The sequence below is a fragment of the Vibrio sinus genome (assembly GCF_023634645.1).
In the GTDB taxonomy this organism is placed as follows: domain Bacteria; phylum Pseudomonadota; class Gammaproteobacteria; order Enterobacterales; family Vibrionaceae; genus Vibrio; species Vibrio sinus.
Genome location: NZ_JAMKMR010000034.1, coordinates 14,422 through 29,294, shown reverse-complemented (window position 1 = coordinate 29,294; position 14,873 = coordinate 14,422). Strand labels below are relative to the sequence as shown.

The following is a 14,873-nucleotide window of genomic DNA, read 5'->3' as shown; positions in this document are numbered from 1 at the left end:
CGATCGTGTTCCTTCCTAGTTATGATTCGCCACGATCCTAATTGATCGAGGCGCGCCAGAATTTGCTATTCTATGCGCCAACTCTCGTCAGCGCAATATTTGTGCGCTTCGAACTCACAAAAAGTCTTATCTTTGCAAATTCTCTACACAGAATTTTATTATCCGCGCTCTGCAATGATTGCTTCAGCAACATTTTTCGGCACTTCAGCGTACTCAGAAAACTCCATTGAGTAAGACGCTCGGCCTTGAGTTGCAGAACGAAGATCCGTTGCGTAACCAAACATTTCAGACAACGGGACTTGAGCACGGACGATCTTCAGGCCAGCATTGCCCTCGTCCATACCTTCGATCATGCCACGACGACGGTTTAAATCGCCAACAACATCACCCATCCAATCTTCTGGTGTGGTTACTTCAACTTTCATCATTGGCTCAAGAAGAACAGGTTGCGCATCAAGTGCACCCTTCCTGAACGCCATCGAACCGGCGATTTTAAACGCCATTTCGCTTGAGTCAACATCGTGGTAAGAGCCATCGTACAAGGTCGCTTTGACATCCAATACAGGATAGCCAGCCAGCACACCGTTGTTCATTTGCTCTTCGATACCTTTACCTACCGAACTGATGTATTCCTTAGGAATCACACCACCCACGATTTGATCAACAAAGACAAATCCTTCACCGACTTCTGATGGTTCCAGTTTCAACCAAACATGGCCGTACTGACCGCGACCACCAGATTGGCGAACGAACTTGCCTTCTACTTCCGTGCTACCACGAATAGTCTCACGATAAGCAACTTGCGGTTTACCCACATTGCAATCGACGCTGAACTCACGCTTCATACGATCAACAATGATATCTAGGTGTAGCTCACCCATACCTGAGATCAATGTCTGACCTGTTTCATCGTCAGTTTCAACGCGGAAAGAAGGATCTTCTGCCGCCAATTTACCCAACGCGATGCCCATTTTTTCTTGATCGGCTTTCGATCTTGGCTCTACCGCGATTTGGATCACTGGCTCTGGGAATTCCATACGCTCTAGGATCACTTTATGGTTTTGATCACACAGCGTATCACCCGTTGTCACTTCTTTTAGGCCGATTGCAGCAGCAATGTCACCAGCGCGAACTTCTTTGACTTCTTCACGCTTGTTTGAATGCATTTGTACGATACGACCAAAACGCTCGCGTTTTTGCTTCACTGAGTTGTATACCGTATCGCCAGAGTTCACAACACCTGAGTAAACACGCATAAAGGTTAGCGTTCCAACAAATGGGTCGGTTGCGATTTTGAATGCTAGTGCAGAAAACGGTTCGTTATCATCAGCGTGACGCTCAACTTCTTTCTCGTTGTCGTCCGTACCTTTAATAGCAGGCACATCGATAGGAGAAGGCAAAAATTCAATGACCGCATCCAACACCGCCTGTACACCTTTGTTCTTGAATGCACTACCACAAGTAGCAAGAACAATTTCATTATTTAGTGTACGAATACGCAGGCCTTGTTTGATGTCAGTTTCAGACAACTCACCTTCTTCAAGGTATTTGTCCATCAACTCTTCGCTGGCTTCTGCCGCTGCTTCAACTAGATTGTTACGCCATTCTTCAGCTTCATCTTGCATGTCAGCTGGAATGTCTTCGTAACTAAATGTCATGCCTTGATCGGCTTCATTCCAGTTGATGGCTTTCATCTTGATAAGATCGATGACGCCTTTAAATTCGTCTTCAGCACCAATGCTCAATTGAATTGGAACTGGGTTAGCACCAAGACGGTCTTTGATTTGGTCGACAACACGTAGGAAGTCAGCACCTGCACGATCCATCTTGTTAACAAATACCATGCGAGGAACGCTGTATTTGTCGGCTTGACGCCATACGGTTTCTGATTGAGGTTCGACACCAGAAGAGCCACAGAACACAACAACGGCACCATCTAATACACGCAAAGAACGCTCTACTTCGATAGTAAAGTCAACGTGTCCTGGAGTATCGATGATATTAATACGGTGATCTTGGAATTGCGCTTCCATACCACGCCAGAATGTGGTCGTCGCAGCGGATGTGATCGTGATACCGCGCTCTTGCTCTTGCTCCATCCAGTCCATGGTTGCAGCACCATCGTGAACTTCGCCGATTTTGTGAGAAAGACCGGTATAGAACAGAATACGTTCACTAGTGGTTGTTTTACCTGCATCTACGTGAGCAACGATACCGATATTACGGTAACGCTCGATAGGAGTTTTACGAGCCACAATTGTATCCTCTTTGTAGGGACTATTGATGTTTCAAAAAAGAGATTCTGAAATATGAATAAACCCTATTTTCTATTTCAGTAAAAGGTCGGATAGAAAATAAAACAGTGCTGCGAGTAGACCTCGCAGCACCATAAAGGTATTACCAGCGGTAATGAGCGAACGCTTTGTTCGCGTCTGCCATACGGTGAACGTCTTCACGTTTCTTAACAGCAGTACCTTTGTTTTCAGCCGCGTCTAGCATTTCAGCAGCTAGGCGAGCAGCCATAGATTTTTCACCACGCTTACGCGCAGCTTCAACAACCCAACGCATAGCAAGCGCGTTACGACGAACCGGACGCACTTCTACTGGCACTTGGTAAGTTGAACCACCTACACGGCGAGATTTAACCTCTACCGCTGGGCGAACGTTTTCAAGAGCTTCTTCAAATACAGCTAAGTGGTCTTTACCAGACTTCTCAGCCATTGTGTCTAGAGCAGTATAGACGATTTTTTCTGCTACAGATTTCTTTCCGTCAACCATTAGGATGTTAACGAATTTTGCCAGCAGTTCAGATTTGAACTTAGGATCTGGAAGGATCTTACGCTGACCAATTACGCGACGACGTGGCATGGATATTCTCCGTTGTCTTCTTCAGGTTATCCAAAACTTTTCAGTTTCTTCAAAAATTAAAAATAATTTAGTGTTTGGCCTTACTTAACGGGGATCCATTAAGACTTAGGACGCTTCACACCGTACTTAGAACGACCTTGTTTACGGTCATTTACGCCTGCACAGTCAAGTGCACCGCGAACAGTGTGGTAACGCACACCTGGAAGGTCTTTAACACGACCACCACGGATAAGAACAACTGAGTGCTCTTGAAGGTTGTGACCTTCACCGCCGATGTACGAAGTGACTTCGAAACCGTTCGTTAGACGAACACGGCAAACCTTACGAAGTGCTGAGTTAGGTTTTTTAGGTGTAGTAGTGTATACACGAGTACATACACCACGTTTTTGTGGGCACGCTTCTAGTGCTGGCACGTTGCTTTTAACAACTTGCTTTGCACGTGGCTTACGTACCAACTGGTTAATAGTTGCCATTAAATAGCTCCTGATTTACTTGAAAGTAAGCTTTGTGAAAAATCAACCCTATGCACGTTAAGTACAATTAGGGACGCAAAATTCTATTCAGTGTGGAAAGGAGTGTCAAGAAATATACGGATCTTTTTTGCTCAATATATGGAAGGATTGAAATGTCATTGTGACGATGGAGAAATCACCAGGTCATTGATTTCTCATTTTCCGCGGTTAACTCAACAAAACCGACAAAAGAAATTAATGAATATGAAGGAGAGACTAGGCCCTCTAGTCCCCTAGCTTGCACGTCTTCTTTCAATAGAAAGATAAGATTTTCACGCTGAGCTAACTGCTCAGCTAATGTGTGCGCTGCCACACCTGCATACACCGCTTCCTCAACCAAAAGGAAGTCATCTTTCTCCCCCGCATAGTCGATAGCTAATGGTAGCTTGTCGAGAGATTTAATAATATGTAACACCCGTTTCGCTCCTAAAACGTCAACACGACATCGCAATGATGGATTTTCTCTGCCATAGAGTGGGCTGGCAAGGTTTGTACATCGATAACAAAAGAGGCTTCAGACAAACCCATTTTATCGAGGCTATCTTGGCAGACGTACACATCTTCAATGTCATAGAGCTCCATTAATTTAAATGTCGCACTATAATCCCTCGACAATATTTTATCAGGCTGCTGATCTTCTAGTAGCTGCGCTACCGCACCGCCAACAAAAAACAACTGGATATGCTCACAATAGGCCGACGCCGCCAATAGCGCATCCAAGCCTTCTCGCCCAGAAGAAACGGAATGAGGTAAACTCTTAAATACAAAGCCCAGAGATTTCAAAACTGTACCACTCTATCTTGTGTTAGCATGGCTTCGGCCAAACTGCCGAGCCCCACCTGTTCAAACCCATCGGCCAAATTATCCTGACTCAAATTGTGTTGCTTAGATTCAGCGTGGCTGACAATGCCACGACGCAGCGCCGCCGCCACACAGGTTTGCAGTTTCACTTGGTGCTGGGCTGAAAGGGTTTGCCAAGCAGACACTAAATCAAATTCGTCGTTGGCTGGTACTGTAACCGCCGAACCATTTAGAACCCCATCTTGATAAAAGAAGATACTCGTGAGCGTATGTCCTTTTTCAATCAAAGCGCGGGCAAACAAATAGGCATTTCGTGCCGACTGTGTCCCATAAACTGGCCCGTTTACAACCAAGGTATAACTCAAAGGCTGACTCAATCCTCTCCATCCTCCGTTTTGCGCTGCCTTATATAAAGATAGACAGTATGCTTGGAAATATTGAGTCGATCTGCCACTCGGTTAATCGCATCTTTAATATCAAAGATGCCTTTATCATAAAGTTCCATCACGATCTGACGGTTCTTGGTGTTGTTAGACACCGATTTATTGGAGTTGATTTCTTCTATCGTTCGCTCAACCGTTTGATCAACCAACTCTTCCACATCGCTGGCAAAATTGACCGATGATGCGGCTTCTTTAGCGTCTTGATCAGGAATGAAGGATTGCAGTATCTGAGCGAAGGGGGCATCAAGGTTCACGTTGATACATAGCAAGCCAATCACACGATTATCACCATTGCGGATGGCAATCGTAATCGACTTCATTAATACACCGCCTTTAGCACGAGTAAAGTAAGAGCGTGAAAAATTTCTCTCTGAACCTTCTATGTCTTTCAGCATTTTCAGAGCTAAGTCGGTGATAGGAGAGCCGACTTGGCGACCGGTATTTTCACCATTGGCGATTTTAATTGCTGAAGTGTTTAAATCTTCCAGTGAGTGCAGCACGATCTCACAAAAAGGACCGATTAGACTGGCAATTCCATCCACCACGGCCTCATAAGATTTAAGAATAATTTTATCCGACTCGCTGAACGGCATGACATTGACCGAGTCCATTTCAAGCAACATTTCTTGGGTAATTGTTTCTTCTGTTGTCGTCACTTTTGCTAGCCCTAAAAAGTCATCAACATTTTTATGTAAGTTTATCAGAAAATTTGAATAAGTATCTTAGTAACATCACTGTCTAGTGAAGTAGGATAGGTATATTGCATGAGGTGATAAGAAATGAAAAGGCCTGACGTTGTCAGGCCTAGAATTAAAATTTGCGTAGCGCCAAGTGATTACTTAGCTTTTGGCTTCGCTTGTGGTGCTGGCTTTTTAGCGTGCTCAACTTTGATAAGCTCAACATCAAAGATAAGTGTTGAGTTAGCAGGAATGGTTGGCGTTGCGTGATCACCGTAAGCAAGTTTAGGTGGAATAACAAACTCAAACTTAGAGCCTACAGGCATCAACTGAAGACCTTCCGTCCATCCTGGGATAACGCGATCCAATGGGAAAGTCGCAGGCTTACCACGGTCATATGAGCTATCGAACTTAGTACCATCAATTAGCTTACCAGTGTAGTTCACTTCAACCACGTCAGTAGCCGCTGGTTTTTCACCTTTTCCAGGAGTGATCACTTTGTAAAGAAGGCCAGATTTGGTCTCTTTCACGCCTTCTTCTTTAGCGAATTTCTCTCTAAACTCTTCACCCGCTTTTAGCGCCTTAGCGGCATCTTCAGCTTCTTTGGCTTTCATCGTTTTCGCAACACGCTGATCAAGCGACTCTAACGCTTGGCGAGTTTGATCTTGGTTCAGAGCGGATTTACCAGCAAAAGCATCTTCAATGCCTTTTAGTACTTCGTCTTTGCTTAGCTTGATTCCAAGCTTATTCGGTTTCTCGATACTTTCGCTTAGGTAGTTCGCGAAAGAAACACCGATAGCATAAGCCGCTTTATCATCCTCAGATTTAAAGTGAACTTGCGCCTGCTCGGTTGCTGCAGGTGCTTTAGTTGTGGCCTTTGGTGACTCTTCCTTTTGACAGCCAACTGCTAGCACTACGGTTGCAGCAAGCAGTGACACTTTAAATATTGATTTCATTGAATTCTCCAAGTAATGGACTAACCATTTGTTAACGCGCACAGATTTGTTGTAAAGAGTGGAGTGCACGACGTTGTTGTACCAATATATGATTATCTGTTGCGACTTTTTACCACAACAAGCGAGTATTTAGCCATAATGCGACACATTTTTCATGCAATTTTGCCCATAATTGTCATCGTACTGTTAAATGGATGCTTTTTCTCCACTGATGATGACCAAAAATGGGTATTAGAGCCCGACGGTTCAACGGCGTTTGCTCTCAGTCGCGATGGTCGCTTTGCGTTAGTGTATTCGTTAGAAAATCACCTCGTTCTTTGGGACTTATACCAAGATAAAAAGCTAGCAAATCTAGGGGAGCAAGACCCACAAGCTCATACGGTTTCCACTATTAGAATTTCAGACAATGGTCGATATGCGGTGACGGCGACCCAAACCAATTTCGCGGTATGGGATCTGGCTTGGACACAAGCAGAAGGACTATGGTCAATTGATGATGCTCTAATCGTTGATGCCGATGTATCGAGTAATGGTAAGCAAGTATTACTGGCGTTGACTAATGGCAAGGCTATCTACGTGAACCTCGAGACTGGACGGCGTTTAGAGTTTCTTGCTCATCAAGATAAAGTCAATACCGTGGCCATTTCACCAAATGGCAAATACGCGCTTTCTGGTGGCAATGATCATTTCGCCTATTTATGGGATACGCAAAATGGCCAAGTCATTCGCGAGTTTAGGCATAAACAGCGAGTTAATCGGGTTGCGTTGCAACGTGATGGCAAATACGCCTTAACGTCCGACGTGGGTAACGATGCCATTATTTGGGATTTAAAAACGGGTGACAAAATTTCCCACCTACATAGTTTTTCACGCCAACTCATTTTTTCTACTGCGCGATTTTCAGATAGCGGAAGGCTGTTGGTGACGGGCACGCCATCGAGTCGCATCATAGTGTGGGAGAGTCAATCTGGTGACAAAATTGATGGTTTCGAAACCACGCCTAAAAAAGATACTCGCCCTCCCCGAGCAGTCGTGTATGATGCAGCCTTTGATCATAAAAATCGGGTAATCTCTGGCACTTCAGCAGGTATTGCTCAAGCATGGAAACTAGACGACTAATATGACTGATAAATACGTACAAGAGCTTGAGAAACGAGTCAGTAATTTGGAATGTCAACTTGCCTTTCAAGAGCAAACGATTGAAGAGCTCAATGATGCGTTGAGCCAACAGCAATTATTGATATCTAAAATGCAAGCGCAAATGAAATATATCGTGGGCAAGGTAAAGTCAATGGACTCTTCCCAACTGGCTGACCAATCTGAAGAATCCCCTCCTCCTCATTATTGATAAGTTTGCTAGGCAAACACATAAGCGATCACTAAACCCGCTACGACCAAACAGCCACCGATCCGCCTGAGTTGATGATCCGGTTGCTGGCTTAATTGTGCCACCATGTTTCGCCACCCGTTGGGGGCAATCAATGGCCCAAGCCCTTCCACAATGAGTACTAAACCAATGGCAATCCATATTGAGTTTGACATGCTCACCTTTACCCGATCTTGATGAAAAAGAAAGGCTCCTAAAAAGGAGCCTTGAGATAACAATGTGTACCTTACTTACTGGCTTTAGCCGCATCCCCTTTCGGGTTATTCATGTACTGGAAGAAGTCACTCTTAGGATCAAGTACTAAGATATCACTCTTGTTGTTGAAAGACTGCTCGTAAGCCTTCAACGAACGCCAGAAACTATAGAACTGAGGATCTTGCTTATAAGCATCGGCATAGACTTCTGCCGCTTTCGCATCCGCTTTACCACGAATAGTACGGGCATCACGGTCAGCTTCAGCAAGAATAGTGGCGACTTCAAGCTCAGCTTGAGCGCGAATGACTTCAGCTTTCTCACGACCTTGCGAACGATGTTTACGAGCTACGGTTTCTCGCTCAGCTCTCATACGCTCATAGATAGACTTACTGATACTATCAGGTAAGTTGATTTTCTTGATTCTAAAGTCAACCACCTGGATACCCAAGTCCTTCATCGCATTATTACGCGTACCTTCCAGCACGTTTTGCATGATCTTGTCACGCTCGCCTTCGACTTCTAATGCCTGCTTAGCCGCTTCAGTTGCTACGACATCACTATTCTTACTTGGCAATACATCGTCATTTCTTGGCCCAGAGACAATTTGTTTGATCTCTCGTGAACCAATTTCAGAACGAAGCATATCGGTGACTTTTCTACTTAGTAAGGCCTCAGCTGTCATGGTGTTGCCACCACCTGTTGCTAGGTAAAACTTACCAAAATCTTGGATACGCCACTTCATATAAGAATCAATGATGATGTCTTTTTTCTCGGCTGTAACGAATCGATCTGAGCGTCCATCCATGGTTTGGATTTTCGCATCAAGCAAGACGACACGATCAAACAATGGCAATTTGAAATGCAATCCAGGTTGATAGATGCGAGCTATTTCATTGTTGTCTTTCAGGATACGGCTGAATCGCAGCACAATGCCTCGTTCGCCTTCAGGAACAACAAACACTGACATCAAAAATAGCACGATGACAACAACCAATAGAGGTATCATTAACTTACGCATTATTGGTATCTCCCTTGACGTGAATCCGATGTCCTTGTTGAAGAACTCGTCGTGCTTTTATCACTCGTTTTTGACTCCACTTGGATAGGCGCATAGGTAGAACTATTCGACTGACTCTTAGATTGCGATTTTTCGCTTTCTGCTCTTAACTTATCTATCGGCAAATAGAGTAAGTTGCCACTAGAATTCGAATCAATCAGCACTTTTGAAGTATGAGAATACACTTGCTCCATCGCATCTAGATACATACGTTCACGAGTCACTTTCGGTGCCGCTTTATACTCAGGCAACAATTGATCAAACTGAGCAACCTGACCATAAGCCTGATTCACGACACGCTCGGCGTAACCTTGAGCTTCTTTCTTAATCCGCTCGGCGCGACCTGTTGCTTTTGGCAAGATATCGTTGCTGTATGCTTCCGCTTCACGCACATAACGCTGTTCATCTTCTCGAGATGCTGTTGCGTCATCAAAGGCATCTTTCACCTGTTCTGGCGGGCGTGCATCTTCAAAGTTCACCGCGACAATCTGAATCCCCATGTCGTAACGATCTATGATATGTTCTAGCGTTTCTTGTGTGCTCTGACGGATCTGTTGACGACCATCAGTCAAGATGCTGTCCATTAAAGAGTCACCAATCACGGCACGAAGCGCTGATTCAGTTGCTTGGCGCAAACTGTCATCAGGGTTAACCACTTTATATAGATAGTTATATGGGTTGGACACACGATATTGAACATCCATTGACACCGTTACTACGTTTTCATCTTTGGTCAACATGGTGCCAGACGTTCTTAGCGAGCGAATAGATTGCACATTGACTAACGTATAAGTGTCAATAAAGGGAGGGCGCCAGTTTAAACCCGGACCTTCGATTTTATCGAATTTTCCAAGTTGCAAGACAACAGCTCGTTGAGCTTCCCCTACGGTATAGATTCCGAAAAAGGCCCAGACAACAATGGCAGCAAGAACGATTAAGCCGATTCCCACTTTACCACCGGATCCTATAGGCGAACCTTTTCCATTTTTTCCACCAAACTTTCCACCCAATTTTTGACTCAGCTTATTAAATACTTCGTCTAAATCTGGCGGTCCTTGATCACGACCACCGCGATTATTATTGTTCCCCCAAGGGTCCTTATCGCGGCCATTATTGTCGTTATTATTGCCAGGCTCATTCCACGCCATTAGAAAGCTCCATCAATAGATATGACGTTATACTGTAGCAGTCATTTAAGTAACTATAAAGTCACGTAAAACTGCCTCTTCTCTTTTTTCGAGTCTAGACCAGTCGACTTGTTGCATTCGAACATCGATTAGCAAGTTACCGTCCTGGTCATACTCCTCTCGTTGAATACATTTCAGTTTAAAGAAGGTACTACGAATTCGTCCTTGGTACTGAGGTGGGATTCGCAGTTGATATTGAACTAACTGACTGGCTAAGCGTTCTGACAAAGCCTCAAACAGTAGCTCGATTCCTAACCCATCCATTGCAGACACCCAAACCACTCGAGGAATACCTTCCTCATCTCGCTCGATTCTTGGGTTCTGCTCGGGCAGATTATCAATCTTGTTCATTACGATAAGCGCAGGCACTTCATCGGCCTCAATCTCTTCTAATACGTCATGAACCGCTTTAACATTCTCTCTAAATCGTTCGTCACTTGCATCTACAACATGTAACAAAATGTCAGCTTCTTGCGTTTCTTGCAGGGTTGCTTTAAACGCTGCGACTAAGTCATGGGGCAAGTGTCGAATGAACCCAACCGTGTCGGCCAATATCGCTGGACCTATGTCAGATAATTCAATCTTCCTTAAGGTAGGATCTAAGGTCGCAAACAACTGATCTGCCGCGTACACGCCCGCTTCCGTTATTCGGTTAAATAACGTCGATTTACCCGCATTGGTGTAACCAACAAGAGAAACCGTTGGGATTTCAGCTCGACTTCTTGCTCTACGCCCCTGCTCTCGCTGCTTCGCCACTTTATCCAGCCGACGCAAGATCGCTTTAATACGATCTCGCAGTAACCGTCGGTCTGTTTCTAGCTGCGTCTCACCTGGTCCACGTAAACCGATACCACCTTTTTGTCTTTCTAGGTGTGTCCAGCCTCGAATCAAGCGGGTTGAAATATGTCGCAACTGAGCCAGCTCTACTTGCAGCTTACCTTCGTGCGTACGAGCACGCTGAGCGAATATATCTAGGATAAGTCCAGTCCTATCTAGTACTCGGCATTTGCATAGTTGTTCTAAGTTGCGTTCCTGAGCAGGAGATAGAGAATGGTTAAAGATGACGATATCGGCACCAACAAGCTGTACCACTTGTGCAATTTCTTCGGCTTTTCCTTCTCCGACATAATACTTGGGGTGAGGAGATTGTCGACTACCAGTAATAACCTGTAGTGTCGACACTCCTGAAGAAGACACGAGCATCTCAAACTCTTTTAAATCTTCCCATTCACCTGTTTGCGTAAAATTAATATGAACAAGTACGGCTCGTTCACCGGATTCATAACGGTCAAACAAGCGTCCGACTCCTTAAATAGTGTTGATGATAAATAAGAGTTTAATCCTCTGATTTTTCTTGGCGCTCAGTAGGCGCACGCTCAGCATTGTGATGACTTACAGCACGTGCCGGTACAACGGTTGAAATAGCGTGCTTATAAACCATCTGATTAACTGTGTTTTTCAAAAGAATGACAAATTGATCGAAAGACTCAATCTGACCTTGTAGCTTAATTCCGTTTACAAGGTAAATTGACACTGGAATACGCTCGCGACGTAGCGCGTTTAAAAATGGGTCTTGTAAAGATTGCCCCTTAGCCATTTTAATATTTTCCTTTGTTGTATTGTTGTAATTATTTAGCTAGTGGTGCACTTTTTGGAATGAGGTGCCGCCTTTGCATCTGAGCTAAACGAATAAAAAAACCCGATACCACTTGTTATGTAGCTAAAATAAGCAAATTTCAAGTACAGATCTTCAACGGGGTTCAATCACGCAAAAGCGATCACATTATACACAGTTAACTTAATCAGATGCTACTGCATTTGACAGGGTTTCGAATGCATCATCAATGTCATCGCTGCTCAACCAAGTAAGATTTTCCCAGCTACGCAACCAGGTCAATTGACGTTTAGCCAACTGCCGTGTTGCACATATTCCGCGGAAAATTGCTTCATCGAGCGTGCAATTATCATCCAGATAATCCCACATTTGCCTATAACCTACGCAGCGGATCGATGGTAAATCAGGATGAAGATCTCCTCGAGAGTACAATGCTCTCACTTCATCTTCAAATCCAGCGTCGATCATCTTACCAAATCTTAACTCTATCCTACGGTGCAATTCTGATCTTTCCTTCGGTGCGACAGCAAACTGTTTCACCTTAAATGGCAAGCCATCACCTTTGACTTTGGTAAGTTCAGTCAAAGATTTACCAGAGATACGATACACTTCAATGGCTCGAGATAAACGCTGAGGATCATTGGGGTGAATACGCTGTGCCGAAACTGGATCAAACGTTCTCAGTTGATCGTGCAATACCTGCCAACCATGCTGCTGTGCTTCGGCTTGAATTTGCTTGCGTATCTCTATATTAGCTGCAGGAAGCGGTGATAACCCTTCTAACAATGCTTTGAAGTAAAGCATTGTACCGCCAACAAGAAGTGGGATATTCCCCCTAGCAACGATTTTATGCATTTCTTCGATTGCATCGGCGCAAAAATCTGCAGCGGAATAGGCCTGTAATGGGTCGAGGATATCGATCAGCTTATGTGGGGCTTGTGCCAACTCACTAGCGTCCGGTTTGGCGGTACCAATATCCATACCCTTAAATATTAGCGCCGAATCAACACTGATTACTTCAACAGGAAAGTGCTGACACATACGGATCGCCAGTTCAGTTTTGCCTGACGCAGTCGGCCCCATTAGAAATAGAGCCAAGGGTAATTCATTTTTCATGGACATTAGTGCTAGGTTAGCTATTTAAAGTAGAAATCGAAGATGAAAAATCCGCTGGTGTGACTAGCTGGGCATCATCCAAAGGCAGCGCATCTTGCCAAAGTTGCTCTAATTCTGCAATAAGCTGGATCGCTTCGGACAGAGTATAGTCGTTATTAGGTTGGCTGATCTCATTACAAATCCAATTTTGTAGTGAGTGAGCACTTACACTTTCAACTTGAGAATCATGAGAACTAATAAATGACAGCAACTGAGGGATGAGTTGTTGTAGATTTTTTTGTCGCAACGGTTGTGGTACGGCCATCACCATGATGGTGGAATCATTACGCCGCCTAAATTGTAAGCCAAATTGAGCCAATAAATCTTGATAGTCAGCTACGACTTTAACGACGTCTTTATCAAGCGATAAAGATAACGGGACCAAGAGTGGCTGCGCCAGAAGCGACCCTTGGTGGAGATCAAGCTGGCGTAGATTCTTTAACCACTCAGCACGATTAAGAGCCACTAACACGACATGAGCCTTATCACTCATTAGCAGGTATTGCCCTTCAACGATAGCAATCGCTTTACCCAACTGGGTTATCGTGACATGACTGTTTTGTTTTTTGCCAGCAGGTTCTTGCTCTCCAGCCTGCGAAGATTGGAGCTCTTTGCCTGCAGGCAAAGAGGGTTGCCGTCCATTTTCGACCGCTGTATCGGGTGTCGATAGCAACTCAGAATATACCTCTAGCTGTTTTTTAGACACCCCGCTATTTTGGTATGAGTCTGGCCGTGGCTTACGATTAGACGAGCTAGAAGGGCCAGATTGCCACGCATTTCGCGCCACGGGTTCTCTTACGTGGTGAGATTGCTTATACGATGACGAACTAGAGTATTGGTCAAGGTTGCCTTTTGCTACAGGAGTCGTTTCGACTCGACTGGACTGGTGATAAGCATCGTTTAATCCCGTCTCGGTAGCGCCGTGTATTGCGTTATCTGGTAGGTATGCCGCATCCGAGACTACTGGCTCTTTTGCATCGGCACTCAGCACTTCTTTACTATTAATAGCTTGGCTTTGCGCTAAAGCGTCACTGAGCGCTTGATAAATGAAATCGTGCACCAGCCTTGCTTGATGGAAGCGAACCTCGTGTTTGGCTGGATGGACGTTAACATCTACCTGACGCGGATCGAGCTCAATAAATAAAACATAGGTGGCAAATTGATCCGATCTTAATGTGGTTTCGTAGCTCTGCCGAATGGCATGATTGATCAGTTTATCTTTTACTACTCGACCATTGACGTAACAATATTGGAGATCGCTCTGCTGTCTCGCTCCCTCTGGTAAAGTGATCCAACCGTGCAGCTTCAGCCCCTGATGTTCTAACGTCACACCCAACATATTCCGTACAAATGCACTGCCACATACATTGACCAAACGTTTCTCCGTTTGCTGAGTATTCATCGATTTTCGATATTGGCGGACAACTTTATTGTTATGTCTTAAGGTGATCGTCACATCAAAGCGACTTAATGCCACGCGCTTTAACAACTCATCAATATGAGTGAACTCGGTTTTTTCTGTACGCAAAAATTTGCGTCGCGCTGGCGTATTAAAAAATAGATCAACCACTTCAACCGTCGTCCCAACCGGGTGAGCCGCTGGTTGCAGTTTCACTTCCATGTCACGGCCTTCACAATGCGCCGACCACGCTTGCTCTTGGTTGACTGGCCTTGAGGTTAAGGTCAAACGAGAAACAGAGCTGATACTGGCTAACGCTTCTCCACGAAACCCCAAACTGTCAATCGCTTCAAGATCGTCTAGAGTGTGGATTTTCGATGTCGCATGACGACTAAGCGCTAACGAGAGTTGATCTTTGTCGATCCCCTTACCATTGTCCCGAACTCGAATCAATTTAGCGCCACCCTGATCAATATCGATATCGATCTTGGTGGCGCCAGAATCTAAACTATTCTCCACCAGCTCTTTGACCACGGAAGAAGGCCTTTCCACGACTTCTCCAGCGGCAATTTGGTTCGCAAGTCGAGCAGGTAAGATTTTTATCGTCATAGTAGGGTCTAG

At 44.7% G+C, this 14,873-nt stretch carries 17 protein-coding genes; 2 read left to right on the top strand and 15 right to left on the bottom strand.

The window, feature by feature from the left end; all coding sequences use genetic code 11:
* Nucleotides 1–158: 158 nt before the first annotated feature.
* The 8 genes from fusA to fkpA form a co-directional block, all read right to left on the bottom strand.
* Nucleotides 159–2,255 carry an elongation factor G gene (gene fusA / locus M9194_RS20785; protein WP_250614617.1) on the bottom strand — a complete coding sequence of 699 codons (2,097 nt, stop codon included), beginning with the start codon at nt 2,253–2,255 and terminating at the stop codon, nt 159–161.
* A gap of 142 nt (nt 2,256–2,397) precedes the next feature.
* Nucleotides 2,398–2,868, bottom strand: coding sequence for a 30S ribosomal protein S7 (gene rpsG / locus M9194_RS20780; RefSeq protein WP_250614616.1), 471 nt, complete (start codon nt 2,866–2,868; stop codon nt 2,398–2,400).
* Nucleotides 2,869–2,966: 98 nt separating this feature from the next.
* On the bottom strand, nt 2,967–3,341 hold the full coding sequence (gene rpsL, locus M9194_RS20775) for a 30S ribosomal protein S12 (protein ID WP_004399892.1): 375 nt from the start codon (nt 3,339–3,341) through the stop codon (nt 2,967–2,969).
* A gap of 175 nt (nt 3,342–3,516) precedes the next feature.
* On the bottom strand, nt 3,517–3,795 hold the full coding sequence (gene tusB / locus M9194_RS20770; RefSeq protein WP_250614615.1) for a sulfurtransferase complex subunit TusB: 279 nt from the start codon (nt 3,793–3,795) through the stop codon (nt 3,517–3,519).
* Between the two features lie 11 nt (nt 3,796–3,806).
* Nucleotides 3,807–4,163, bottom strand: coding sequence for a sulfurtransferase complex subunit TusC (gene tusC, locus M9194_RS20765; RefSeq protein ID WP_250614614.1), 357 nt, complete (start codon nt 4,161–4,163; stop codon nt 3,807–3,809).
* Nucleotides 4,160–4,558 (bottom strand): sulfurtransferase complex subunit TusD, encoded by a 399-nt coding sequence (tusD, locus tag M9194_RS20760; RefSeq protein WP_250614613.1) that lies wholly within the window; start codon nt 4,556–4,558, stop codon nt 4,160–4,162. Before tusD ends, tusC begins: the two co-directional genes overlap by 4 nt.
* Nucleotides 4,555–5,247 (bottom strand): helix-turn-helix transcriptional regulator, encoded by a 693-nt coding sequence (locus M9194_RS20755; protein WP_250614620.1) that lies wholly within the window; start codon nt 5,245–5,247, stop codon nt 4,555–4,557. Before M9194_RS20755 ends, tusD begins: the two co-directional genes overlap by 4 nt.
* A 212-nt stretch (nt 5,248–5,459) precedes the next feature.
* Nucleotides 5,460–6,257, bottom strand: coding sequence for an FKBP-type peptidyl-prolyl cis-trans isomerase (fkpA, locus tag M9194_RS20750; RefSeq protein ID WP_250614612.1), 798 nt, complete (start codon nt 6,255–6,257; stop codon nt 5,460–5,462).
* A 138-nt stretch (nt 6,258–6,395) separates the two neighbouring features.
* Between fkpA and M9194_RS20745 the strand changes: the two genes are divergently transcribed.
* Nucleotides 6,396–7,376 (top strand): WD40 repeat domain-containing protein, encoded by a 981-nt coding sequence (locus M9194_RS20745; protein WP_250614611.1) that lies wholly within the window; start codon nt 6,396–6,398, stop codon nt 7,374–7,376.
* 1 nt (nt 7,377) lies between these two features.
* Complete coding sequence (locus M9194_RS20740; protein ID WP_250614610.1) at nt 7,378–7,605, top strand: SlyX family protein; 228 nt, start codon at nt 7,378–7,380, stop codon at nt 7,603–7,605.
* 8 nt (nt 7,606–7,613) lie between these two features.
* Here M9194_RS20740 and M9194_RS20735 read toward each other — a convergent pair whose 3' ends face one another.
* From M9194_RS20735 to mutL, 7 genes are all read right to left on the bottom strand, one after another.
* A complete protein-coding gene (locus M9194_RS20735) occupies nt 7,614–7,799 on the bottom strand; it encodes a DUF2065 domain-containing protein (RefSeq protein ID WP_250614609.1) in 186 nt (61 codons plus the stop codon).
* Between the two features lie 71 nt (nt 7,800–7,870).
* Nucleotides 7,871–8,857: a protease modulator HflC gene (hflC, locus tag M9194_RS20730; protein WP_250614608.1), complete on the bottom strand. Its 987-nt coding sequence runs from the start codon at nt 8,855–8,857 to the stop codon at nt 7,871–7,873.
* Nucleotides 8,857–10,044 (bottom strand): FtsH protease activity modulator HflK, encoded by a 1,188-nt coding sequence (gene hflK / locus M9194_RS20725; protein WP_250614607.1) that lies wholly within the window; start codon nt 10,042–10,044, stop codon nt 8,857–8,859. Before hflK ends, hflC begins: the two co-directional genes overlap by 1 nt.
* 45 nt (nt 10,045–10,089) lie before the next feature.
* Nucleotides 10,090–11,379: a ribosome rescue GTPase HflX gene (gene hflX / locus M9194_RS20720; protein ID WP_250614606.1), complete on the bottom strand. Its 1,290-nt coding sequence runs from the start codon at nt 11,377–11,379 to the stop codon at nt 10,090–10,092.
* 40 nt (nt 11,380–11,419) lie between these two features.
* A complete protein-coding gene (gene hfq / locus M9194_RS20715; RefSeq protein ID WP_250614605.1) occupies nt 11,420–11,680 on the bottom strand; it encodes an RNA chaperone Hfq in 261 nt (86 codons plus the stop codon).
* Nucleotides 11,681–11,881: 201 nt separating this feature from the next.
* Complete coding sequence (gene miaA, locus M9194_RS20710; protein WP_250614604.1) at nt 11,882–12,814, bottom strand: tRNA (adenosine(37)-N6)-dimethylallyltransferase MiaA; 933 nt, start codon at nt 12,812–12,814, stop codon at nt 11,882–11,884.
* Between the two features lie 16 nt (nt 12,815–12,830).
* The gene (gene mutL, locus M9194_RS20705) at nt 12,831–14,861 is read right to left on the bottom strand and encodes a DNA mismatch repair endonuclease MutL (protein ID WP_250614603.1); all 2,031 of its coding nucleotides are present in this window, start codon (nt 14,859–14,861) and stop codon (nt 12,831–12,833) included.
* Between the last annotated feature and the right edge of the window lie 12 nt (nt 14,862–14,873).

What these genes read in the sequence shown, in the direction of transcription:
- rpsG (WP_250614616.1), bottom strand. Translation starts at nt 2,868, where the DNA reads ATGCCACGTCGTCGCGTAATTGGTCAGCGTAAGATCCTTCCAGATCCT.
- rpsL (WP_004399892.1), bottom strand. Translation starts at nt 3,341, where the DNA reads ATGGCAACTATTAACCAGTTGGTACGTAAGCCACGTGCAAAGCAAGTT.
- M9194_RS20755 (WP_250614620.1), bottom strand. Translation starts at nt 5,247, where the DNA reads ATGTTGCTTGAAATGGACTCGGTCAATGTCATGCCGTTCAGCGAGTCG.
- fkpA (WP_250614612.1), bottom strand. Translation starts at nt 6,257, where the DNA reads ATGAAATCAATATTTAAAGTGTCACTGCTTGCTGCAACCGTAGTGCTA.
- M9194_RS20745 (WP_250614611.1), top strand. Translation starts at nt 6,396, where the DNA reads ATGCGACACATTTTTCATGCAATTTTGCCCATAATTGTCATCGTACTG.
- M9194_RS20740 (WP_250614610.1), top strand. Translation starts at nt 7,378, where the DNA reads ATGACTGATAAATACGTACAAGAGCTTGAGAAACGAGTCAGTAATTTG.
- M9194_RS20735 (WP_250614609.1), bottom strand. Translation starts at nt 7,799, where the DNA reads ATGTCAAACTCAATATGGATTGCCATTGGTTTAGTACTCATTGTGGAA.
- hflC (WP_250614608.1), bottom strand. Translation starts at nt 8,857, where the DNA reads ATGCGTAAGTTAATGATACCTCTATTGGTTGTTGTCATCGTGCTATTT.
- hflK (WP_250614607.1), bottom strand. Translation starts at nt 10,044, where the DNA reads ATGGCGTGGAATGAGCCTGGCAATAATAACGACAATAATGGCCGCGAT.
- hfq (WP_250614605.1), bottom strand. Translation starts at nt 11,680, where the DNA reads ATGGCTAAGGGGCAATCTTTACAAGACCCATTTTTAAACGCGCTACGT.
- miaA (WP_250614604.1), bottom strand. Translation starts at nt 12,814, where the DNA reads ATGAAAAATGAATTACCCTTGGCTCTATTTCTAATGGGGCCGACTGCG.
- mutL (WP_250614603.1), bottom strand. Translation starts at nt 14,861, where the DNA reads ATGACGATAAAAATCTTACCTGCTCGACTTGCGAACCAAATTGCCGCT.